This window comes from Streptomyces sp. 6N223 (genome assembly GCF_052246635.1).
Lineage (GTDB): Bacteria > Actinomycetota > Actinomycetes > Streptomycetales > Streptomycetaceae > Streptomyces.
Genome location: NZ_JBQQCA010000046.1, coordinates 13,705 through 35,302 on the forward strand (window position 1 = coordinate 13,705; position 21,598 = coordinate 35,302).

The 21,598-nt window shown below is 69.5% G+C and carries 20 protein-coding genes and 2 tRNA genes; 13 read left to right on the forward strand and 9 right to left on the reverse strand.

What is annotated here, in order from left to right:
* Positions 1–39 precede the first annotated feature (39 nt).
* From ACTWQH_RS24340 to ACTWQH_RS24360, 5 genes are all read right to left on the reverse strand, one after another.
* On the reverse strand, positions 40–531 hold the full coding sequence (locus ACTWQH_RS24340; protein ID WP_443288861.1) for a nucleoside 2-deoxyribosyltransferase: 492 nt from the start codon (positions 529–531) through the stop codon (positions 40–42).
* 155 nt (positions 532–686) lie between these two features.
* Positions 687–1,679: a UDP-glucose 4-epimerase GalE gene (gene galE, locus ACTWQH_RS24345; protein WP_443288862.1), complete on the reverse strand. Its 993-nt coding sequence runs from the start codon at positions 1,677–1,679 to the stop codon at positions 687–689.
* The gene (locus ACTWQH_RS24350; RefSeq protein WP_443288863.1) at positions 1,676–2,146 is read right to left on the reverse strand and encodes a GtrA family protein; all 471 of its coding nucleotides are present in this window, start codon (positions 2,144–2,146) and stop codon (positions 1,676–1,678) included. Before ACTWQH_RS24350 ends, galE begins: the two co-directional genes overlap by 4 nt.
* 35 nt (positions 2,147–2,181) lie before the next feature.
* A complete protein-coding gene (locus ACTWQH_RS24355; protein ID WP_443288864.1) occupies positions 2,182–3,642 on the reverse strand; it encodes an FAD-dependent oxidoreductase in 1,461 nt (486 codons plus the stop codon).
* Positions 3,639–4,616, reverse strand: a complete 978-nt coding sequence (locus ACTWQH_RS24360) for a UDP-glucuronic acid decarboxylase family protein (protein ID WP_443288865.1) — start codon at positions 4,614–4,616, stop codon at positions 3,639–3,641. The genes ACTWQH_RS24355 and ACTWQH_RS24360 overlap by 4 nt, the downstream gene beginning before the upstream one ends.
* Positions 4,617–5,238: 622 nt before the next feature.
* On the opposite strand from ACTWQH_RS24360, the gene ACTWQH_RS24365 reads away from it, so the two are divergent.
* The 4 genes from ACTWQH_RS24365 (at position 5,239) to thiD (ending at position 9,366) form a co-directional block, all read left to right on the forward strand.
* Entirely contained in the window at positions 5,239–6,159 is a 921-nt protein-coding gene (locus ACTWQH_RS24365) for an aspartate/ornithine carbamoyltransferase family protein (RefSeq protein WP_443288866.1), read from the forward strand.
* 81 nt (positions 6,160–6,240) lie between these two features.
* Positions 6,241–7,251, forward strand: a complete 1,011-nt coding sequence (locus ACTWQH_RS24370; protein ID WP_443288867.1) for a thymidylate synthase — start codon at positions 6,241–6,243, stop codon at positions 7,249–7,251.
* Between the two features lie 16 nt (positions 7,252–7,267).
* Positions 7,268–8,539: a glycosyltransferase 87 family protein gene (locus tag ACTWQH_RS24375; protein WP_443288868.1), complete on the forward strand. Its 1,272-nt coding sequence runs from the start codon at positions 7,268–7,270 to the stop codon at positions 8,537–8,539.
* Entirely contained in the window at positions 8,536–9,366 is an 831-nt protein-coding gene (thiD, locus tag ACTWQH_RS24380) for a bifunctional hydroxymethylpyrimidine kinase/phosphomethylpyrimidine kinase (RefSeq protein ID WP_443288869.1), read from the forward strand. The genes ACTWQH_RS24375 and thiD overlap by 4 nt, the downstream gene beginning before the upstream one ends.
* A gap of 400 nt (positions 9,367–9,766) precedes the next feature.
* On the opposite strand, the gene ACTWQH_RS24385 is transcribed toward thiD, so the two are convergent.
* From ACTWQH_RS24385 to ACTWQH_RS24395, 3 genes are all read right to left on the reverse strand, one after another.
* A complete protein-coding gene (locus tag ACTWQH_RS24385) occupies positions 9,767–10,438 on the reverse strand; it encodes an O-methyltransferase (RefSeq protein ID WP_443288870.1) in 672 nt (223 codons plus the stop codon).
* Positions 10,439–10,595: 157 nt separating this feature from the next.
* A tRNA-Ile gene (locus tag ACTWQH_RS24390) sits at positions 10,596–10,672 on the reverse strand.
* A 200-nt stretch (positions 10,673–10,872) separates the two neighbouring features.
* Positions 10,873–10,945 (reverse strand) — tRNA-Asn (locus tag ACTWQH_RS24395).
* Positions 10,946–11,103: 158 nt separating this feature from the next.
* On the opposite strand from ACTWQH_RS24395, the gene ACTWQH_RS24400 reads away from it, so the two are divergent.
* The 9 genes from ACTWQH_RS24400 to ACTWQH_RS24440 all read left to right on the forward strand — a co-directional run bounded on the left by ACTWQH_RS24400 (position 11,104) and on the right by ACTWQH_RS24440 (position 20,798).
* Complete coding sequence (locus ACTWQH_RS24400; RefSeq protein WP_443288871.1) at positions 11,104–11,397, forward strand: hypothetical protein; 294 nt, start codon at positions 11,104–11,106, stop codon at positions 11,395–11,397.
* A 132-nt stretch (positions 11,398–11,529) separates the two neighbouring features.
* Positions 11,530–12,306, forward strand: coding sequence for an IclR family transcriptional regulator (locus ACTWQH_RS24405; RefSeq protein ID WP_443288872.1), 777 nt, complete (start codon positions 11,530–11,532; stop codon positions 12,304–12,306).
* A gap of 27 nt (positions 12,307–12,333) precedes the next feature.
* Positions 12,334–13,188 (forward strand): SMP-30/gluconolactonase/LRE family protein, encoded by an 855-nt coding sequence (locus ACTWQH_RS24410; RefSeq protein WP_443288873.1) that lies wholly within the window; start codon positions 12,334–12,336, stop codon positions 13,186–13,188.
* A gap of 178 nt (positions 13,189–13,366) precedes the next feature.
* Positions 13,367–14,725, forward strand: a complete 1,359-nt coding sequence (locus ACTWQH_RS24415; RefSeq protein WP_443288874.1) for an extracellular solute-binding protein — start codon at positions 13,367–13,369, stop codon at positions 14,723–14,725.
* Positions 14,722–15,690 (forward strand): carbohydrate ABC transporter permease, encoded by a 969-nt coding sequence (locus ACTWQH_RS24420; protein WP_443288875.1) that lies wholly within the window; start codon positions 14,722–14,724, stop codon positions 15,688–15,690. The genes ACTWQH_RS24415 and ACTWQH_RS24420 overlap by 4 nt, the downstream gene beginning before the upstream one ends.
* The gene (locus tag ACTWQH_RS24425) at positions 15,687–16,592 is read left to right on the forward strand and encodes a carbohydrate ABC transporter permease (protein WP_443288876.1); all 906 of its coding nucleotides are present in this window, start codon (positions 15,687–15,689) and stop codon (positions 16,590–16,592) included. The genes ACTWQH_RS24420 and ACTWQH_RS24425 overlap by 4 nt, the downstream gene beginning before the upstream one ends.
* Before the next feature lie 240 nt (positions 16,593–16,832).
* Entirely contained in the window at positions 16,833–18,362 is a 1,530-nt protein-coding gene (gene arfA / locus ACTWQH_RS24430; protein WP_443288877.1) for an arabinosylfuranosidase ArfA, read from the forward strand.
* A gap of 160 nt (positions 18,363–18,522) precedes the next feature.
* Positions 18,523–20,181, forward strand: coding sequence for a PHP domain-containing protein (locus ACTWQH_RS24435; protein WP_443288878.1), 1,659 nt, complete (start codon positions 18,523–18,525; stop codon positions 20,179–20,181).
* A complete protein-coding gene (locus ACTWQH_RS24440) occupies positions 20,178–20,798 on the forward strand; it encodes a hypothetical protein (RefSeq protein ID WP_443288879.1) in 621 nt (206 codons plus the stop codon). The genes ACTWQH_RS24435 and ACTWQH_RS24440 overlap by 4 nt, the downstream gene beginning before the upstream one ends.
* A gap of 17 nt (positions 20,799–20,815) precedes the next feature.
* Here the strand turns inward: ACTWQH_RS24440 and ACTWQH_RS24445 are convergent, their stop codons facing one another.
* Positions 20,816–21,589, reverse strand: a complete 774-nt coding sequence (locus ACTWQH_RS24445) for a hypothetical protein (protein ID WP_443288880.1) — start codon at positions 21,587–21,589, stop codon at positions 20,816–20,818.
* Between the last annotated feature and the right edge of the window lie 9 nt (positions 21,590–21,598).

The following is a 21,598-nucleotide window of genomic DNA, read 5'->3' on the forward strand; positions in this document are numbered from 1 at the left end:
ATCTTCTTCTCTTTCGCTGCCGGTGATGAGGAGCAGCGGTCATCCGACGGTGCTGCGGGGCCGGTCCGCCGCCGCGGCGAGGACCTCCCGGACCGAGTCGTCGAGAGCGTCGAGGTCCACCTGGCCGGTGAACTCGAGGATTTTCACCGGCGCGAACTTGTCGAGCCCCATGAGGAGGCCGGCGTACTCCTTGCCCGCTTCCAGGAGCAGCACCATCGGCACCCTGTTGGCCGACGCCCAGCCGATCTCGATGTGCGTACCGGGCGAGGCAGGGCTTCCCGGCACCGCGATGATCACGTCGGACGTGCAGATCTGCTCGTAGTCCAGCACCGTGTACTGCGAGGGCTCCATGAACGCCTGGCCCCACTTCTCCCGCCGGTGCGCGTTGTGCACGAGGCAGCCCTTGTCGTCGAAGTGCCTGAGAATCCGGTCGATCGTCTCGAACGCCTCGGCGTCGAACTCGCCGGTCTCCTTGTTGACGTAGGCCCAGAAGGGCGCGGCGACGAAGACGGTTTCGATCGTGGTGCTCATGTCGGCAGTTCCTCTCATTGGTCCGCTGCTCGCACGATGTCAATCACCAAACTCGTGTCCAGCACGGCGTCCTGCGCACTGGTGATGGGCCGGCTGTGCCGTGACAATGCACTCGTGGAAATGCTCCAGCTGTGCCTCGAGCGTCACGCGTCCCGTCAAGGCAGTTCTCCCGCAGAGTCTGACGGGGCCTGGCGGGCAAACGCCCACGCGTCGTGGACCATCTGCCGCAGCGACGTCCGTTCTGGCTTCCAGCCGAGTTCTCGCCGCGCCCGCTCCGTCGAGGCGACCAGGACCGCCGGGTCTCCTCCTCGCCGGCCCTCGTATGCCGCCGGTATCGCATGGCCGGTCACCTCCCGGACGGTGTCGATGACCTGACGCACCGAGTAACCCTCACTGCTCCCGAGGTTGCACACCAGATGCCTTCCGTGCGACGCGACTCCCAGGGCCCGCAGGTGAGCATCGGCAAGGTCCAGCACGTGCACATAGTCGCGCACGCACGTCCCGTCGCTGGTGGGATAGTCGTTGCCGTAGATCGAGATCCGCTGCCGGCGCCCCAGGGCGACCTGCAGGGCCAGGGGGATCAGGTGTGATTCGGGATCGTGTCGTTCGCCGAATCTCCCGTACGCGCCCGCGACGTTGAAGTAGCGCAGTGACACCGCGGCCAGCCCATGAGCGTGGCACTCGCTGCCGATCATGTGATCGGCAGCGAGCTTGGAGGCGCCATACGGATTGATCGGTGCCGTGGGTGTGTGCTCCGTGATGGGAGACCGTTCAGGCTCCCCATACACCGCACAGGTCGAGGAGAAGACGAGGGCGTGCACGCCTGCCCGGCGCATGGCGTCCAGCAGCGCGTAGGTGCCAAGGGTGTTGTTCCACCAGTACCGTTCGGGCGTCCGCACCGATTCGGCGACTTCGGCGAAGGCCGCGAGGTGCACGACGGCAGAGTAGGAGGAATCCAGTACCTCGTCGGCCTGGTGTATGCCCCCCTTGACGAACTCCGCACCCGCTGGCACTGCGTCCCGGAACCCTCTGGACAGATCGTCCAGGACCGTCACGGCCCTTCCGGTTTCCAGGAGGCGGGCGGTCACCACCGAGCCGATGAAGCCGGCGCCTCCTGTGACGAGAATCTTCCCGGAGCTGGCCTTCACCGTTGGGACACCTTCCCCATCTGCCGACTTTGCGGAGGATCTCCATGGTGCTGCCTGAAAACCAGAGTCTTCCGTAGACCGAAGTTCCAGAAGGTGCCCAGGGCGACCGCCGTGATCTTTGCCGTCATCAGTGCCGCGCCCACCTGAGCATGAAGGAACCAGACCGTCACCTCGTTGAGGAGCAGACCCGTCGCTCCCACGACGGTAAAGGCATAGAATTCCCGCTTCCTGTTGACCCCGGGTTGGAAGATCCACAGAATGCAGCCGATGTAGTTGACGATGTTCCCGCAGGTGAAGGCAAGGGCTACGGAGAGTAAGTAGTGCAGGCCTGCCTGATACGTGAGGAACCAGACCAGACTGACGTCGACCACAGCCGCTGTTCCGCCGACGAACAGATAGCGGAAGAACTGGATTCCCAGGGCATTCGTGCGACGGCGGAAGAGGCGGTCCAGAGCCGGATTCTTCATCAGAGTCCTTACACATCCCAGGCGGCGAGATGGTGTCATGGTGTCCGCGCATGCTCCACCAGCCCCGTCTCTGTTATGGCAGAGGACTCCTGGTATTCGTAGTCGCTGTTGATGCCCCAGAGGTCATGCTTCGTCTTCTCGCCCATCACGTTCTCGGCAGCCAGCATGCCCATGAGGATGCTGTGGTCCTGGTTGTTGTATTTGAAGGCGCCGTAGCGTCCTATGACCTCAAGATTCTGATACTCGCGAAGATGGTTTTCGACGATCTCAAGCTGTTCACGGTAGCCTCGTCGATAGACGGGATAGCAGCGGGGAACCCTGACTCCCTTCCCGTCCTTGATCTGGTCCCGTCGCACCAGTCCCGTCTTCTCGATCTCTTCCTTGGCGAGGCTGACGTACTGTGCGTCGTCCCAGCGCCAGAAGTCGTCATCGTCGAAGCACCAGTACTCCAGGGCGAGGATCGTCTCAGGCCTGCCGTTGTTGATGGATGGCGCCCAGTTGCGGAAGTTGGTGATTCGGCCGGTGCGCAGGTCGTCGCTGTGCACGTATATCCAGTTGTCCTCGAAGAGCCGATCACCGTCGATCTGAAGATAGACCAGTACCGTGTTGCGGAATGTGAGCGATGCGCACGCCTCCCGGACGGCTCCGGGTACGTTCTCGAGCCGGTCGACGAGGAGCGTCAGCGGCATGGAGGAGACGACGGAGTCGTACGTGCGCACCTCCCCCGACGTCAGGCGGACTCCGGTCACCTCTCTGCCCTTCGTGACCAGGGAGTCGATCGGGGTGCCCAGATGGACGGTGCCTCCGTGGCTCGCCACGAAGGAAGCCATGCGCTCGTACACCACCCCGGTGCCCTGCTCCGGGTAGGCGAACTGGTCCACCAGGGTCTTGTGCCGCTGAGCGCCGCCCCCCAGCAGAGTGTTTCTGATGGCCTCTCCGAGGGAGAATTTCTTGATCCGCTGTGCCGCGAACTCGGCGTCAAGGTCTCCCGCGGAAATTCCCCAGAGCTTCTCGGTGTACGTCTTGAAGAAGTGCTGATACAGCCGCTTGCCGAACCTGGAGATGACCCATTCATCGAACGCGCCGTGCGGTGTCGGACTTCTCCTGGCAATGCGTTCGCGAGTGTAGCTGGCGATGCACAGCAGCGCCTCGGTGAGGCCGAGATTGCGTAACGTTTCCGCGGCCTTGAGGGGATAGGGATAGAACTTGTTGCGGAAGAATATGCGCGTCAGGCGGTCCACCATCTGGTAGTCCTGCCCCACGACCTCGAGCCACAGCCGGTTCACCCGGGGGTCACTGCTGAAGAACCGATGCGGGCCGATGTCCACGATCTGCCCCCACAGCTCTAACGATCGAGCCATTCCGCCCACGCGGGGCGACGCTTCGTAGAGATGGACCTCGACGCCCTGCTTCGCCAGCGAGTAGGCGGCGGTGGCGCCGGCGGGGCCCGCTCCGATGACCGCGACTGTCCTGCCTGAAGATGCCGGGTGATTCATGCTGTGGCTCGTTCAAGCCGCTTGGTGAACCAGTCGATGGTGAGCTTGAGCCCGTCCGTCAGCTCAACCCTTGTCTCCCAGCCGAGCACCCCTCGGGCCAGGCTCGTGTCCGGCTTCCGCCTGGTGGGGTCGTCGATCGGAGCATCCATGAAGTGGATCTCCGATGCCGAACCGGAAATCCGGCGGATCATCCGGGCCAGGTCGAGGACGGTCAGCTCCTCGGACCCGCCGATGTTGACCGGACCAGGGTGGCCGCTCTCGGCCAGGGAGATGATGCCGTCGACGGTGTCGCTGACATAGCACAGTGAGCGTGTCTGGGTGCCGTCGCCGGCGACCGTAAGCGGTTCGCCAGAAAGCGACTGGCGGATGAACGTGGGGACTGCGCGGCCATCCTCCATCTTCATGCGCGGTCCGTAGCAATTGAAGATACGGACGATGGAGGCGTCCACTCCGCGATGCTTCCGATAGGCTGTGGTGAGAGCCTCGGCAAAACGTTTGGCCTCATCGTAGACACTACGAGGGCCAATGGGGTTCACATTGCCCCAGTACGATTCTCGCTGCGGATGTTCGAGAGGATCCCCGTACACCTCCGAGGTGGAGGCCAGGAGAAACCTGGCATTCTTCCGGCGGGCGAGTTCCACCGCATTGCATGTTCCCGTGCTGCCCGCTTCTAACGTCTGTAAGGGTAAGCGCTGGTAATCCAGTGGTGAGGCCGGCGACGCGAGGTTGAAGACCACGTCAACCTCGCCGGAGACATCGAAGGGAGCAGTTATGTCGTGTTCCATCAGTTCAAAATCGTTACTGCTCGTCAGGTGCGCTACGTTTTCGAGCCTTCCGGTCAAGAAATTGTCTACGCAGATGACCTCGGTGCCACGGCGGAGAAGCTGCTCACAGAGGTGAGATCCAAGGAAACCTGCTCCGCCGGCGACTACCGCGCGCCGGAAAGGACTCTTGGTCGCACCCTGATTGCTCATGCGGAATATCCTCCAGAACCTTTGCAGCGATGGCTGGACAGCACCCTTCAGTTCCACGTCACGCGCGGCCAGAAAGGTGCGTCCCGGTATCTTCCAGATGGCGCTGAACCCGCCGCTGCATCAGCGATGCGCTCCACGCGGGCTAACGATTCGTCCTCTTGCTGGATCGAGGCGCTAGCAGCATAACCCGGTGCGCTCATGCAGAAACACTGGCCTTGGGCGAAAAGTTTCGAAAGGGATCGAAAAGGCACCAGGTCTCGGTATGTTCTCCCAGGTCGGACGTCCGCGTGGTTCGATGCCGCTTCGAAGGGCGTGATTGCGCCATCGCGAGGGTCTTGCCAGCGTCTGTGACACGTCCATAAGCTTGATCGTGGTTGCTCCAGCGCGTGTGTGGATAATTGGCGGTATTGCCCACATTTCAGCTGTGGGTGTTCGTGGATCGATCCGTCTCGTTGAGTTTCTGTGACGCCTGGCCGGCGTAATCCGGAGGATCTCCGTGGTCTATCCCTTACGACGTCCCCACTCCTCGTTACCTGCCGACGTTGTCGAGTCGGCCGTTGGTCCTCACCACGATGACGTGTACTTGCCTTTGCATGGACTGGAAGGCGCTTCCGTCCTCTGTGTGCGCGAGCTGACACGTGCGCAGCTCGTCGCCCTCTTCGCCCTGGCGTCGGACCTGGAGGCCGGCCGTCGACGTCCGGCTCGGGCACTGCAGGGAATCGTCGTCCTCACGGCTTTCTTCGAGCCCAGCACCCGCACGCGCCTGTCCTTCGAAAGCGCGGCGCATCGACTGGGAGCCGCCGTGATCAGCATGCCGGACGGCCGTGTCAGCAGCGTCCACAAGGGGGAGAGCCTTGCGGACACCGGGGTCATGCTGAATTCGTACGCCGACATCGTGGTGCTCCGCCACCCTGCCGACACGTCGCTGGACGAGATCCGGGCGACGCGGCTGAACATCCCGCTGATCAACGGCGGCAACGGTTGTGGAGAACACCCCACGCAGGCGATGGCCGACTGGTACGCCCTGCTCAAGCGGCGTACGGAGCTGCGCAGGACGGATCTGCCGCCCGAGCAGAGGATCTCGCTCGGAGTCATCGGAACGCCCCGCAGGATGCGGGCCCTTCGCAGCTTCCTTCTGATGGGAGCGCTTCACTTCCCGCACGTCCTGCGGGACGTCACCGTGGTCTCCGAGGACCCGCGCCCTCTCGACGCCGAGCTCGAGGCGGCGTTGCGCGGTGCGTCCCTGCCTGCGGTGTGTACCCCCGAACTCCAGCGGCACGTGTCCCGCTTCGATGTCGTCTATCAGAACTCGCTCACCCTGGTGGGTAACGAATACGAGGTCTTCGACGCCGCGTTCCGCATCGACGGTGACACGCCGCTGAAGCCCGGCGCCCTGGTGATGCATCCGCTGGCTCGCCTGGACGAGCTGGGCACCGATCTGGACCACACCTCGCACAACCTCTACTTCGACCAGGCAGAAGGGGCGGTCTTCGTGCGGCAGGCGCTGCTGCTCGCGGTGGCCGGAAGGCTCGACCGGGAGTAGGGACCGGTTCGCACGAGATCAGCCAGCTCACCCGCTTCACACGCGTCGACGACCCACGACCACTCACAAGGAGCTCCCCCTGTGCAAACGCCCACGATCTACCCCACGTTCGAAGCCGCTTACCTGGACCATCTGCTGGCGGTACGGGACGCGCCCGAGTTCGTCAACGCCCCCAGGGGATTCCAGAGCCGGGAGATCCTGGGCGTGTCGTATCGGATCGCGAATCCGCGGGAGCGGATCGTGCGGATTCCCGAGCGGAAGCTGAATCTGGTCTTCAACTTCGCTGAGTCGCTGTGGTACCTCTCCGGAAGCAACGCACTAGACTTCATCTCGTTCTATGCGCCGTCCATGAAGAAGTACTCCGTGGACGGGCAGCGTCTTGCCGGCACCGCCTACGGGCCCCGGCTGTTCAACTTCGGCGGCGCCGGCGTCAACCAGTGGGACAGCATCGAGCGGACACTCCGGCAGGACCCCGATTCCAAGCGTGCCGTGGTCCAGATATTCGCCCCGGAAGAGCTCCTCATCGAAGGCAACATCGATGTGGCCTGCACTCTGGGACTGCAGTACATGATCCGTGAGGGGGCCCTGCACGCCGTCTCCTTCATGCGGGCCAACGATGCCTATCGCGGCACCGTGAGCGACGTGTTCTCCTTCACCTTCCTCCAGGAGGTGATGGCCACTCAGCTGGGACTCCAACTGGGGACGTACACCCACTCCGTCGGCTCCTACCACCTGTACGAGCACGATGACGCCTTCGCCGACAAGGTCCTCGCCGCGAGCGCGGATCAGGTCTGCGCCGACCCCTTCCCGGTGATGCCGTCCGGCGACAACTGGCCCGCGATCCGCGAGGTTCTGTCCCTGGAAGCGGCGTTGAGGACACAGCGGCTGACGCTCCGCACCGACGACGTGAGCGGCCTCGGGTTAGGGGAGTACTGGACCGATGTCGTGATCCTCTTCGCCCTGCACGCCGGGTGGCGTCATGCGGGCACCGTCGACCGCGAACTGCTCGATGTGCTCCGCCCGTTGTACGCCAGGCTCGTGGAGAACCGCTGGGGCGTCCGTGAGCCGCTGGCGTCGTCAGGGGAGAAGTGACCACAGCATGGCGGAAATGCTCTCCTCGAGAATGCGGTCGGCCTGGGCCGGGGCGGCCGTCGTTGTCGCTCTCGGACTCACCGCGCTCGCGTATGCCCTGCTGCACGACGACCCCTTCTGGGCGATGGACCTCCACGTGTACCGTGCGACCGGTTCCGACTTCGCCTCGGGCGACAACCCCTACCCGGACCCACACGAGGGCCTCTACTTCACCTACCCGCCGTTCGCCGCGGCCATCGTCGTCCCCCTGTCCCTGCCCAGCCTGTCGGTGGCGGCGGCGCTGCTGATCCTGGTCTCGGTGACGTGCCTGATGGGAGCCGTGTGGTCTTCGCTCGCGCTGCTCGGCGTACGCGACCTCGCCCTGCGGGCACCGCTCACTCTCGCCGCCACCTGCGCGGCGCTGTGGCTGCACCCGGTGCGGGACACTCTCTGGCTCGGCCAGGTGAACCTCATCGTCATGTTCCTGGTGATGTACGACCTCACCCGTGACGGAAAGAAGGGGCACGGTCTGCTGATCGGCCTCGCCACGGGCATCAAACTGATGCCGGGAATCTTCGTGCTGTACCTGCTGATCACCGGCCGCGTCAAAGCCGCCATCACCGCTGTGGCCACCTTCGTGGGCACCGTGTTGCTCAGCCTCCTGATCCTGCCGAAGGCTGCCTGGCACTTCTGGACGGACGCGTTCTTCGACACCAGCCGGTACGGCTTTCCGCAGAACGTCAACAGCCAGTCCATGCGCAGCGCCCTGGCCCGGCTGACGCATACGCCGGACATCGTGGAACCGGTGTGGTGGGCCGCCGTCCTGGTCACGCTGGGCGCCGCGATGGCAGTGGCCGTATGGGCGGACCGGCGTGGGAACAAGCCCCTGGCCATAGCGACTGTCGCGACGGCCGGGCTGCTGATATCGCCCGTCGCCTGGGAGCACCACTGGGTCTGGGTGGTGCCCGGCCTGCTGTTCCTCCTCCACGCGCTGATCACCCGCCCCGCCTCGATCGCCGGGCGAGCGGGAGTTCTCGCGTCGATCGGGCTGCTCGTGGCCCTGTGCCTCAGCGGTCCGCTCGAATGGGTGACCTTCGGCGAACAGGAGGGCCTGGAGTACACCGGCATCGAGCAGCTCTACGCCAACTCGTACGTCCTGGCAGGGCTGCTGGCGATCTACATCCCCGCCCTGCTGCTGCTCCTGCGCGGACGCGGCGCAGTGCGGCGTACCGCCCCCGCGCGGACCGGAGAGCCGGCACCGGCCGGAGAGAGGCCCAGACGCTCACCCGAAGGGATCGGACCGACGTGACGGACAACTCAGTGCCCCCGGTGTGCCTCACCATCGGGTCTTCCGACTCCGGCGGGGGAGCGGGCATCCAGGGGGACATCAAGGCCCTGGCCTCCATCGGATGCTTCACCGCGACGGTCATTGTCGGCCTGACCGCGCAGAACACGACCGGCGTCCTGAGCCGGCACCCCGTGCCGGTCGACTTCATGTGCGCGCAGTTCGACGCCGTACGAGCCGATCTCGCGGTGCGGGCCGTCAAGGTGGGGACGACCTGGAGCGCGGAGCACATCGTCGCCATCGCCGGCCGGCTGACCGGGCTGCGGGTACCCGTCGTCCTGGATCCCGTCATGGTCAGTGCGGCCGGCGGCGACCTCGCCGGCACCGATGCCCGTGCCGCCCTGATCGAGTCGCTCTTTCCCCTCGCCGACGTGATCACCCCCAACGCGGCGGAAGCCAGATTGATCACCGGCGATGAGACGGCCGGGACGCGGACGCTGGCCCAGCGGCTGATCGACCTCGGTGCGCCGGCCGTCGTCGTGACGTCCGGCGGCTCGGACGAGGGGGACTGGTTCGCCGACGGCCGGTCACTGGAGCGTCTGGACCGGCCGACCCACCGCACCGGTGCCGAACACGGCGCCGGGTGCGCGCACTCCGCGCTGATCACCGGGTTGCGGGCGCAGGGATATCCGTTGCCCGAAGCGGTCTCGAAGGCGACGGAGATCGCTTCGCGAGCGGTGCGGGACGGCCTGACGTCGGTCGGCCGGGGCGTGCATCCCGTTGATGCCCTGGGGCTGCCGCCGAGGATCCCGCGGCCTCGCGTTCCGCGCGCTCCCGCGCAGCACGCCTAGGCCGGGTCCGGGCGTGGTGACCCGGACGGCCGGAGCACGTGCCGAGGGCGACACGACGACCGCCGACGCCTTCGCCATGACGGTCGTGAGCCCGGGCACCGACGTGGCCGGTCCGGCGGAGCGCGTCACGATGGCCGCGCGGTCCAGCGGGCCGGCCCAGCAGACGCTGCGCGAGCTCCCCAGCGGGACCGCCGAGGTGTACGCCGCCGACGGGGGTGCGGTGCCCTTCGTGGCCGACCTGGCCGAGGGCGTGGGGGAGGAGCTCCTCCTGCTGCCAGCGCGCCGCCGGCCTGCCGGCCGGTCGCGGACAGTCCCTGAGCTGCCGCGCGTCGTACGCGACGGTCGCCAGGCCCGGCATCGCTGGTGCCCGCAGCGCGCCGGGCCCGGGCCGGCGTCACACCTACGCCCGGCGGGCCAGGGTCAGCCCGTCGTCCACCGTCAGCAGCACCGCCTCCGTCCGGGCGTCGGCGGCCACGTGATCGTTGAACGCCTGGATCGCCGCTGCCCCGCCGGAGGCGGCCGGGTTGACGACCGACCCGCCGTAGAGGGTGTTGTCCGCGATGATCAGCCCGCCGGGGTTCATGCGCGGCACCAGCTCCTCCCAGTACGCGACGTAGCCTTCCTTGTCGGCGTCGAGATAGACCAGGTCGATGTGCGGCTCCGCCGGCATGGCCCGCAGGGTGTCCAGGGCCGGGCCGATGCGCAGCTGGCAGCGGTCCTCGACGCCGGCCTTACGCCACGCCTCGCGGGCGTACGAGGTCCACTCCTCGGAGACGTCGCAGGCGATCAGCCGGCCGTCGGCGGGCAGCGCCTGCGCCATGGACAGGGAGGAGAAGCCGGTGAAGGTGCCGATCTCCACGATGTGCCTCGCGCCGGTGAGCCGGACCAGGAAGGCGAGCAGCGGGCCCTGCTCCCGCGCTGTCTGTAAGTAGGCGCTGTCGGGGAAGCGGGCCTGAGTCAGCTCGACGAGCTCGCGCTGGACGGCGTCCAGTGGCGGGTTGTGGTCGAGGACGTACTGGTAGAGCGAGCAGACCTGCTCGGGGCTCCTGCCGTTGTCGGCAAGTGGCCTCATCAGCACCCCTTGTGTTGTGTCGGGCATCCGTACCGAATGCCAACACTGACACAGAGCCACAGATGGTCACAGACCCTGCGTCGGCCCGCTTCGCTCCGCCGGCCGACGCCCAGCAGGCTCCGAACGCGCAGGTCAGAACGTGTTGCCGACGTTCCGCTGGTGGGGCGGGTGGGACTCGAACCCACGGCCGACGGATTATGAGTCCGTTGCTCTAACCGGCTGAGCTACCGCCCCGAAACGGCGTGCCGCGCACATGTGTGCGCGCCGTCTGCCGCAGCATAGCTGCTCATACGATCTCCCGCCTGGCTCGGGGGAGGTCGTTCGCAGGCATGGACTGCGGACATGGGGTCATCGGTTCCCGGTGATCGGGCGGTGATGCACGGACAGTGCCCGGAAAACCACAAGGGGCCCCGGATGGGGCCCCTGGGGTGATGCTCCCCCGACTGGACTCGAACCAGTAACCTGCCGGTTAACAGCCGGCTGCTCTGCCAATTGAGCTACAGGGGACTGCTCCGCTCGGGTCCGCCACCCTTGTGCTGGGGGCACGCCCGCTCTGCCGCCCATACATTAGCGCATGTGATGTGGTGCTTCGAAATCCATAATCGGGGCTACCCGGGCGCTGGCGGGAGCAGGATCAGGGAAGACCTCAGGGAAGGGAGCGTCTCATGCACAAGCTGAACTTCATCGCGGGGCTGGCGATCGGGTACGTCCTCGGCGCCCGTGCGGGCCGGGAGCGGTACGAGCAGCTGAAGGAGGCGGCGCAGCGGCTGAGCGAGAAGCCCGCCGTGCGGAACACGGTGGACTCGGCGGCGCAGAGCGGCTGGCAGGCGGCCTCGCGGGCGGCGGGTGCCGTGGCCGACCGGGCCGGCGACCGGCTCCCCGGGCCGGTCGCGGAGAAGCTACGCTCGGTGCAGGACCGGCAGGGGAAGAACGGCGCCGGGAGCGACGCCGCGGCGTAGCTCGCCCGGCGGCCCGCGGCCACCTCACATCACGGCCATTGCCCTTAGTGACGGGCGCCCTATAGCGTATGTTCGACATGCCGTCGGCCGATCGGCATGCCGAACATCGTCAGGGTCGGGGAGGCATCCGACATGGGGCGTCGCGTACCGGCGGTGAGCCGTGCGTTGGACATACTGGAGCTCTTTCTCGACGGGGACGGCACGCTGTCCGCCCCCGAGATCACGCGCAGGCTCCAGCTGCCACGCACCACCGTCCACGAGCTGGTCACCACGCTGGCCGCCCGCTCGTACCTGGTCCCGGTCTCCGGGCAGCCCGGGCGCTACCGGCTCGGGGTGCGCACCTACCAGCTCGGCAGCCGCTACGCCGAGCAGCTCGACCTCGCCGCCGAGGGGCACCAGGTCGCCAGGTCGGTCGCCGAGACCTGCGGGGAGACCGTGCACGTGGCCGTGCTGGAGGGCGTGGACGTCATCTACATCGCCAAGGTCGACAGCACGCACGCGGTCCGGATGGTCTCCGCCGCCGGGCGGCGGCTGCCCGCCCACTGCACGGCGGTGGGCAAGATGCTGCTGGCCTCGCTGCCGCCGGAGGAGCTGGACACGCGGCTGCCGCAGTCGGCCGGCGAGCTGCGCGCCATGACGCCGAACTCCATCACCTCGCTCGAGGAGCTGCGCCGCCACCTGGCGGACGTCCGGGAGCGCGGCGTCGCCTCCGAGCAGCGCGAGTCGAACCCCGACGTCTCCTGCGTGGCCGCCCCCGTGCGCGACCGTTCGGGCCGGGTGGTGGCGGCGTTGAGCATCTCGGTGCCCATGGTGCGCTGGAGCGCGGAGCAGCAGGAGGAGCTGACCGGCCTGGCGGTCAAGGGCGCGGGCCAGCTCTCCGAGCGGCTCGGGCACCACCAGCGGGACTGAACACCCACGGGAAGGAAGGGAAGCGCCGTGACGGACGGGCTGGAGATCGCGATACGGGCCGAGGCCGAACTGGGGGAGGGGCCGACCTGGGACCCGGAGCGGGCGCGGCTGGTGTGGGTGGACATCCTCTCCGCCCGCGTTCACTTCTTCGACCCGGCGAGCGGCCGGCGTTCCACGCTCGCCACCGAGCAGCACGTCGGCGCCGCCAAGCCGCGCGCCGCCGGCGGCCTGGTGGTCAACCTGCGCGACGGCATCGGGCTGTACGACGAGGCCGGGGCGTTCAGCTGGCTGCGGTACGACCCGGTGCCGGGCCGCCGGGGCAACGACGCGGCCGTGGCGCCGGACGGCGCGCTCTTCGCGGGGTCCATGCGCTACGACGAACGCCCCGGCGGCGGCACGCTCGACCGCGTGGCGCCCGACGGCACCGCGGCGACGGTGGCCGGCGAGGTGACGGTCAGCAACGGCATCGGCTGGAGCCCGGACGGCTCGCTGATGTACTACATCGACACCCCGACCCGCCGCGTCGACGTCTTCACCGTCACCGGCGACGGCGGCGTCACGGGCCGCCGGCCGCTGGTCGACGTATCGGACGTGCCCGGCTCGCCCGACGGGCTGACGGTGGACGCCGAGGGCTGCGTCTGGGTGGCGTTCTGGGACGGCGCGGCGGTGCGCCGCTACACGCCCGAGGGCAAGCTCGACCGCACGCTGTCCGTCCCGGTCGCCCGGCCCACGGCCTGTGCCTTCGGCGGCCCGTCGCTGACCGACCTGTACGTCACCACCGCGCGCACCGGCATCGACGCGGCCGCCGAGCCGCTGGCCGGTTCGGTGCTGGTCTTCCCGGACGCCGGCCGAGGGCTGCCGCAACCCGCCTTCGCGGGCTAGGGCCTGTCCGGCCGGCACCGGCCCCCGGCACCGGCCCCTGCACCGCACCGCGCCGAAAGGCACTCGGGAATTTCCGGTCCGGGTTCCGTCCGAACCGTTGACGGTGAGGTGAGTCACACCTACGGTCTCGTTCGTCTTTACGATCCGTGTTCGATATTTCGGAGCGAGGACGAGCCGCATGCATCCTTCGGACCCACCTTCCCGCGCACCCGGCCTCAGCCGGCGCCGCCTGCTGGGCGCCACCGCCGGGCTCGGGCTCGGCGGGCTCGCCGCCGGCGCGGCCGCCGGATGCGCAGCGCCCGCCAGCACCGGCGCCGGGCAGACGCGCGTGCGCTACTGGCACCTCTTCGGCGGCGGCGACGGCGTCAACATGGAGGGGATGCTGGGCGCGTTCCGGCGCAGCCACCCCGGCATCGACCTCGAGGCGGCCACGCTCAAGTGGGGCGCCCCGTACTACACCAAGCTCGGCATGGCGGGCGTCGGCGGCCGGGCCCCCGAGATCGCCATCCTGCACCTCGCGCGGCTGCCCGGGTTCGCCCCCGGGCGGCTGCTCGACCCCTTCGACCTCGACCTGCTCGCCGAGCACGGCGTCACCGAGGCCGACTTCCCCCCCGACCTGTGGCGGCGCGGCGCGGTCGAGGGGCAGCAGTACGCCGTCCCGCTCGACACCCACCCGATCGTGCTCTACTTCCACACCGAGATCTGCCGGGAGGCCGGGCTGCTGGGCGCCGACGGCAGGCTCAGGCCCATCGAGGGCGCCGACGCCTTCGTCGACGCCCTCCGGGCCGCCCGCGAGGTGACCGGCAAGCCCGGCCTGGTCATCGAGACCCTCGTCAGCGACAGTCCTGGCCCCTGGCGCACCTTCGCCACCTTCTACTCCCAGGCCGGCGGCACGTTCCTCAACGACGACGCCACCCGCATGACCATCGACGACGCCAAGGCGCTGGAAGTGCTGCGGTTCATGCGGATGCTCACCGAGGAGGGCCTGGCCGCGCCCCGCGTCGACTACCAGGGCTCGGTCGGCCTCTTCGCCGCCGGGGAGTCAGGCTTCTACCTGAACGGCGACTGGGAGGTCAGCACCTTCACCAACACCGGGCTGCCGTTCTCCATGACCCGGGTGCCGAACCTCTTCGGCCGCCCCACCGCCCAGGCCGACTCCCACGCCTTCGTCCTGCCCCACCAGGACGACCGGGGCGGCGCCATCAACGAGGCCACCCACGCCTTCGCCGCCTGGATGCTCAAGCACTCCGTGGACTGGGCGGCCGGCGGCCACGTGCCGGCGTACCTGCCCACCCTCGAAGAGCCCGAGTACCTCGCCATGGAGCCGCAGTCGGAGTACCGCTCGGTCATCGACGACGTGGCCCTGGACCCGCCCGCGTGGTTCGCGGGCTCCGCCTCCGCGATGTGGCTGGAGCTCGGCGCGGTCTTCTCCGGCGTCCTCACCGGCTCCCGCAGCCCCGAGAACGGGCTGGCGGAGACCAAGTCCCGTCTCCAGGAGCTTCTGGACACCCCGAGCCCGTTCGGAGAGACCGCATGACCACCACCCCTTCCGCGACCGGCCCGGCCGCCGCCACGGTGACCGCGGGCGCGGCCGGCGGGGTCGCGGCGCCCCGCCGGATACGCCGCCACTGGAGCGAGCACGGCCTCGTCTTCACCCTGCCCTTCCTCCTCTTCTACGCCGTCTTCCTGGCCTGGCCGCTGCTGTACGGCGTCAAGATGAGCCTCGGCAACGACGACATCGCGGGCACCCAGTCGGAGTTCGTCGGCCTGGACAACTACGCCGAGGCCCTGAAGGACCCGGACGTGTGGTCCTCGCTGTGGAACACCGTCTGGTTCACTTTCCTGTCCACCATCCCGCTGGTCCTGATCGGCCTCGGGCTGGCGTTGATCGCCCACAACATCCGCTTCGTCAGCTGGCTGTGGCGGCTGAGCTGGTTCGCGCCCTTCCTGCTGCCCTCCGGCGTGGTCTGCCTGATGTGGCTGTGGGTCATCTACCCGGCCGACTTCGGCTTCGCCGACCAGCTGCTGGCCCGCTTCGGCCTGGAGCCCGGCATCGGCTGGCTCACCGACACCCGCTACGCCATGCTCTCGATCGTCATCACCACGGTCTGGTGGACGGTCGGCTTCAACTTCCTGCTCTACCTCGCGGCGTTGCAGGCCATCCCCAAGCACCTGTACGAGGCCGCCGAGCTGGATGGCGCCGGGGCCTGGCAGCGTTTCGTCCGCGTCACGCTGCCGATGCTCAACCGCACCACCGTGGTGGTCGTGGTGCTCCAGCTCCTCGCCTCGCTGAAGATCTTCGACCAGGTGTACATCATGACCAGCGGCGGCCCCGACGACTCGACCCGCCCGATCCTCCAGTACGTCTACCAGCAGGGCTTCACCGGCTACCGGATCGGCTACGCCTCGGCCATCTCGTACATCTTCTTCGCCCTGATCGTCATCGTCTCGCTCATCCACCTGCGGCTGACGCGCCGCAACCGGGAGGAGAACGCCCCATGAGCGCCGTCGCCACCGCCGCCAGAGCCGTCAAGAGCGTCGTCGCCCCCGCCGGGGACGAGGACTCCGGGGGCCGCCGGGCGCGCTGGACGCCGGGGCGTTTCGCGCTGCTGGCCTGCGCGCTGCTGCTGGCCCTGCTGTGGGTGGGGCCGCTCGCCTGGGCGCTGGCCACCTCCCTCAAGCCGGAGGACGAGACCACCGAGACCGGGCTCCACTGGTTCGGCTCGGAGATCACCTTCGACGCCTACCGCGCGGTGTGGGAGTCCGGCGACCTGACCCGCTGGATGCTCAACACCGCCTACATCGCCTCGGTGACCACCGTCCTGACCGTGGTCCTCACCGCCATGGCGGCGTACGGCTTCTCCCGCACCGAGTTCAGGGGCCGCAAGGTGCTCTACGGGCTGGTGCTGGCCGGGATCATGGTGCCGCCGCAGGTGCTGATCGCCCCGCTGTTCGTGGAGATGGTGGCGCTCGGCCTGGTGGACACCTACTGGGGCGTCATCCTGCCGCAGGTCGCCGTGCCCGCCATGGTGTTCATCCTGGTGAAGTTCTTCGAGGGGCTGCCGCGCGAGCTGGAGGAGGCGGCGTACGTCGACGGCGCCGGCCGCTGGCGGGTGTTCTGGCAGATCGTGGTGCCGCTCTCGCGGCCGGTGCTGGCGGCGGTGGGGATCTTCACCTTCATCCAGACCTGGAACAACTTCCTGTGGCCCTTCCTGGTCACCACCGACCCCAACGGGATGACGCTGCCGGTGGGCCTGGTCAACGTCCAGTCCACCTACGGCGTCCGCTACGCCACCGTGATGGCGTCGGTGATCATCGGCGGGCTGCCGCTGCTGATCGTCTTCGTCTTCTTCCAGCGCCAGATCGTGCGGGGCGTGGCCCACACCGGCATCGCGGGACAGTAGCGGGGCACGTTCTCGAAAATTTCGCCGGCCCGGGAGGTGTTGACCGGGAGGCGGCCTGCCCTTAGCTTCCTTTCGTTCGTATAATCGATCGCCATTCGATATGTCGAACGCGAGAAGGGGATGGTCCCGGGAGCTGGAGGAGCGCGCCCGCGTCGACGGCGCCGGGCGCTGCTGCGCATCGCCGGGAATGAGCCACCATCACTGAACACCCGTGCCACCCACGCAGGAGCAAGGACCCGCATGAACCACCCCGTCGCCCGCTTCGCCCTCGACCCGGACTTCACCGTCGGCGAGTCCGACCCGCGCCTCTTCGGCTCCTTCGTGGAGCACCTGGGGCGCTGCGTCTACACCGGCATCTACGAGCCGGGCCACCCCACCGCCGACGCCGCCGGCCTGCGCACCGACGTGCTCGACCTGGTGCGCGAGCTGGGCGTGACCGTGATCCGCTACCCCGGCGGCAACTTCGTCTCCGCCTACCAGTGGGAGGACGGCGTCGGCCCCAGGGACGTCCGCCCCCGCCGCCTCGACCTGGCCTGGCGTTCCACCGAGAGCAACCAGTTCGGGCTCGGCGAGTTCATCGACTTCGTGCGCAAGATCGACACCGAGCCGATGATGGCGATCAACCTCGGCACCCGTGGCGTCGCCGAGGCCATCGCGCTCCAGGAGTACGCCAACCACCCCGGCGGCACCCAGCTCTCCGACCTCCGCGCCGCCCACGGCGACAAGGAGCCGTACGGCATCCGGCTGTGGTGCCTGGGCAACGAGATGGACGGCCCCTGGCAGACCGGCCACAAGACCGCCGAGGAGTACGGGCGGCTGGCCACCGAGACCGCCCGCGCCATGCGGCAGATCGACCCCGGCGTCGAGCTCGTGGCCTGCGGCAGCTCCTCCCAGGGCATGGACACCTTCGCCGCCTGGGAAGCCACCGTCCTCCAGCACGCCTACGAGCTGGTGGACCACATCTCGCTCCACGCCTATTACCACGAGGCCGACGGCGACCGCGACTCCTTCCTCGCCTCGGCCGTCGACACCGAGTCCTTCATCGAGAACGTCGTCGCCACCTGCGACCACGTCGGCGCCCGCCTGAAGTCGAAGAAGCGGATCAACCTCTCCTTCGACGAGTGGAACGTCTGGTACCAGGCCGGCGGCTGCCCGCAGCTCGCCCCGGACGCGCCGCCGAACCAGGACTGGGCGGAGGCGCCGCGCCTGCTGGAGGACAACTACAGCGTCACCGACGCCGTCGTCTTCGGCTCCCTCCTCATCGCGCTGCTGCGCCACGCCGACCGGGTGAAGGTCGCCTGCCTCGCGCAGCTGGTCAACGTCATCGCCCCGATCGCCACCGAGCCCGGCGGCCCGGCGTGGCGCCAGACGACCTTCTTCCCCTTCGCCCAGGCGTCGGCCCACGGGCGGGGCACCGTGCTGGCGGTGCGGCCCGAGAGCCCGGCGTACGAGACGAAGCGGTTCGGCGACGTGCCGCTGCTGCACGCCACGGCCGTGCGCGACGAGGCCGGCGGCGAGGTCACGGTCTTCGCCGTCAACCGGAGCCAGAGCGAGCCGCTGCCGCTGGAGGTCACGCTGCGCGGCCTCGGCCTCGACCGGGTCCTGACGCACAGCGTGCTCGCCGACGCCGACCCCGACGCGCGCAACACGCGCGACGAGCCGACCCGGGTCGCTCCGCACGAGGCGTCCGAGGGCGCCACGGTGCTGGCGGACGGCACGCTGCGGACCACCCTGGAGCCGATGTCCTGGAACGTGATCCGGCTGGCGTAACGCCGCTCCCGCAGGCCGGGACCGCCTCCGCCCGTGTCGAGTCCGGGCGGCGGCGGTCCCTCAACGGTCCCGGGGATTCTCCTCGTCCATTCACGCAGCGTGTACCTTTCCGCCGCAGTGTTCGTGCGGCACTGCCTTGCCTCGACGACGGAGAAACGCCATGGGCCACGGCCACGGCCACGACCACGACCACGACCACGACCTCGACCACGAGGAGCACAGACCGCTGCCCGCGGCGATGGACCCGGGGATCCCCGACGGCGAGCTGACGCCCGAGCAGCTCTCGCGGCGTTCCCTGATACGGCGCGCCGGGCTGCTGGGCGCACGGGCCGCGGGCGCGAGTGCCGTCGCCGGCGACGGCGGCTCCGGCCGCCTGCTGTGGCTGGCCGGCGACCACCACATCCACACCCAGTACAGCAACGACGCCATGTACCGGGTGATCGACCAGGTCCGCAACGGCGCCCGCTACGGCCTGGACTGGCTGGTCATCACCGACCACGGCAACCTCAACCACTCCCGCATCGGCGTCGAGCGCGTCAACCCCGACATCCGCGCCGCCCGCCAGGCGCACCGCGACACCCTCGTCTTCCAGGGCCTGGAGTGGAACCTCCCGGGCGCCGAGCACGCCACCGTCTTCGTGCACCCGGGACCGAACGAGGTCCAGGTCCTCAAGCAGTTCGAGGTGGGCTACGACGGCAACGTCAACAACACCCGCGCCAGCACCCCGCAGAACGAGGCGCTGGCCATCTCCGGCCTCGACTTCCTCGCCGAGCAGGTGCGCCGCCGCACCGTCAGGGACGCCCTGATGCTCGCCAACCACCCCGCCCGCCGCGGTGTCGACTCCCCCCACGAGATCCGCGGCTGGCGCGACGCCCAGCCGTCCATCGCCGTCGGCTTCGAGGCCGCCCCCGGCCACCAGGCCCGCGGCATCCCCGCCCCGCACGGCCCCGGCGGCGTGCGCGGCGGGTACGACGCCAGCCCGACCAGCGACTCCTTCCCCGGCTACCCGGCCGAGAGCTACCGCACCTGGGGCGGTTTCGACTGGATGACCGCCACCGTCGGCGGCCTGTGGGACAGCCTGCTGTCCGAGGGCAAGGCGTGGTGGATCACCGCCAACTCGGACTCGCACGCCAACTACGGCGACACCGCGGCCCTCCCGGACGGCTCCGACTACGACGCCAACGGCTACCACGACGACCCCGTCTACGGGGGCACCGGCCTCAACCCCACCGCCGACAACTACTGGCCCGGCCAGTACAGCCGCACGCACGTCGGCGCCTACGACTTCTCCTACGCCGCCGTCATGGAGGGCATCCGCGCCGGACGGGTGTGGGTGGACCACGGCGGGCTGGTCTCCGGCCTGACCGCGCGCCTGCGCGGCGGCGATCGCTCGGCCACGCTCGGCGGCACCCTGCGCGTCCGGCGCGGCACGCGCGTCGAGCTGGCCCTGGACATCGCGCTGGCGAACGGCCCCAACTGGGCCGGGTTCGTGCCCACGCTCGCCCGGGTCGACGTCATCCAGGGCGAGGTCACCGGCGAGGCCGCCGACCGCGACACCTTCCACGCGCCCGGCACGCGGGTGGTGAAGTCCTTCGAGGTGAACGCCGCCACCGGCACGGCCAGCCTCGTGTACCAGCTCGGCCGCGTCGACCGCCCGCTGTACGTGCGGGTGCGGGGCACGGACGGCAAGCGCGGCCAGCCGGGCCTGAACGGCGCGGAGGTGGACCCGGCGGGCCCGGCGCTCGACGTGCTCGGCGACGCCGACCCGTGGGAGGACCTGTGGTTCTACTCCAACCCGATCTGGGTGCTGCCCGAGTGAGCGACGCGAACGACGCGGGCGACGCGGGCGACGAGGGCGTCACGATCGGCCTGGACGCGGGCATCCGCGACCGGCGCGAGGCGGACCACCTCCTGCACCGGCTGGCGGCGGAGCTGCCGCTGCCGCCCGGGGCGTTCGGCTGCACCCACCGGGTGGCCGACCCCGAGCCGCACCTGGCGCTCTCGCTCGGACTCCCCGGGAGCGAGGCGGCGCGGGAGGTCTTCCGCCGCCTCGGCGGCGTGGCGGGGGAGGCGGCGTGTGCGGTGCTGGGCCGGCGGACGCTGGGCCCGGCCGCGCGGCGCGCGGGCGCGCGGGCGGCGGCCCTCGCGGGCGCCGCCCGCGGCGAGGGCCGGGCGGTGGTCTTCCCCGGCTCGGCGGGGCTGCCCGCCGCCCTCACCGTGGGCGAGCTGCTCGGCCGCACCGCCATCGCCCGCGTCGAGGCGCTCGGCGGCGTGGCCCCGGCGGCGGACGCCGCCCTGGACACCCGGGGGCACGTGCGTCCCGAGTGGCAGGACGGCGTTCTGCTGCTGCGGCTGATGCCCGCGCGCGGCGGCTCCTTCGTGCCCTTCGAGATCCCCGACCCGCATCCGTGCTGCGGCGGCGACGGCGACCACTGAGCGCGATCGGCTCCCGGTCAGCGCCGGGCGACGGCCAGGCCCAGCCGGCCGGCGTAGCCCCGGCTGCCGCTCGCGCGCTCCAGCGCCAGCAGGCCGCCGCCCGCGCCCCCGAGGTAGATCGGGTCCTCCACCAGCGGGGTCGGCCCCTCGCCGGGGATGCGGCGGTACGGCTCCTGCTCGCGGACCCGTTCGACCACGGCGTCGTCGAAGAAGAGCTGCCCGGTGTGGCAGAGCCCGGGGGTGTGCACGCGCACGTGGATGTGCGGGGCGCGGCCGGCGTACCAGCCGGGCATGATCGTGGCGAACCGCACCCCGCCGTCGTCCCCGGTGACCTGGTAGCCGCGCAGGAACGCCTCGCCGCCGGTGTCGGGCAGGGTCTCGGCCTCGGTCTCGGTCTCGGTCTCGGTCTCGGCGTCGGCGTCGGCCTCCTGGGCGTCGGCGTCGGCCGCGGTGGCGGGGCCGACGCCGGGCGGCGTGGCGGAGTAGTGGCCCTGGCCGTCGCAGTGCCAGACCTCCACCTGCGCGTCGGCGACGGGCGCGCGGGCCCCGTCGGCGTCCCGCACGGTCAGCCGCAGCTGGAGCGGTACGCCCTCCTTGCCGTCCCTGATGTCCCCGCGCATCGGGGTGCCCGCCAGCAGCAGCCAGGGCGGGCCCTGGACGTCGTTGGTGGCCAGGACGTACGGCTCGTCGCCGAGCGCGTGGGCCCTGCCGCCGCCCGCGAGGGCGAGCCCGGCCGCGCACGAGCCACCGAGGGCCAGCAGGTGACGGCGGCTTAGTTCATAAGCGGTCATGCCGATAAA

Coding starts and splice junctions, on each gene's coding strand:
- ACTWQH_RS24400 (WP_443288871.1), top strand. CDS start 11,104: ATGCACAAGCTGAACTTCATCGCGGGGCTGGCGATCGGGTACGTCCTC.
- ACTWQH_RS24415 (WP_443288874.1), top strand. CDS start 13,367: ATGCATCCTTCGGACCCACCTTCCCGCGCACCCGGCCTCAGCCGGCGC.
- ACTWQH_RS24355 (WP_443288864.1), bottom strand. CDS start 3,642: ATGAATCACCCGGCATCTTCAGGCAGGACAGTCGCGGTCATCGGAGCG.
- ACTWQH_RS24445 (WP_443288880.1), bottom strand. CDS start 21,589: ATGACCGCTTATGAACTAAGCCGCCGTCACCTGCTGGCCCTCGGTGGC.
- arfA (WP_443288877.1), top strand. CDS start 16,833: ATGAACCACCCCGTCGCCCGCTTCGCCCTCGACCCGGACTTCACCGTC.
- ACTWQH_RS24385 (WP_443288870.1), bottom strand. CDS start 10,438: ATGAGGCCACTTGCCGACAACGGCAGGAGCCCCGAGCAGGTCTGCTCG.
- ACTWQH_RS24425 (WP_443288876.1), top strand. CDS start 15,687: ATGAGCGCCGTCGCCACCGCCGCCAGAGCCGTCAAGAGCGTCGTCGCC.
- ACTWQH_RS24375 (WP_443288868.1), top strand. CDS start 7,268: ATGCTCTCCTCGAGAATGCGGTCGGCCTGGGCCGGGGCGGCCGTCGTT.
- ACTWQH_RS24405 (WP_443288872.1), top strand. CDS start 11,530: ATGGGGCGTCGCGTACCGGCGGTGAGCCGTGCGTTGGACATACTGGAG.
- ACTWQH_RS24340 (WP_443288861.1), bottom strand. CDS start 531: ATGAGCACCACGATCGAAACCGTCTTCGTCGCCGCGCCCTTCTGGGCC.
- ACTWQH_RS24360 (WP_443288865.1), bottom strand. CDS start 4,616: ATGAGCAATCAGGGTGCGACCAAGAGTCCTTTCCGGCGCGCGGTAGTC.
- ACTWQH_RS24435 (WP_443288878.1), top strand. CDS start 18,523: ATGGGCCACGGCCACGGCCACGACCACGACCACGACCACGACCTCGAC.
- ACTWQH_RS24350 (WP_443288863.1), bottom strand. CDS start 2,146: ATGAAGAATCCGGCTCTGGACCGCCTCTTCCGCCGTCGCACGAATGCC.
- ACTWQH_RS24420 (WP_443288875.1), top strand. CDS start 14,722: ATGACCACCACCCCTTCCGCGACCGGCCCGGCCGCCGCCACGGTGACC.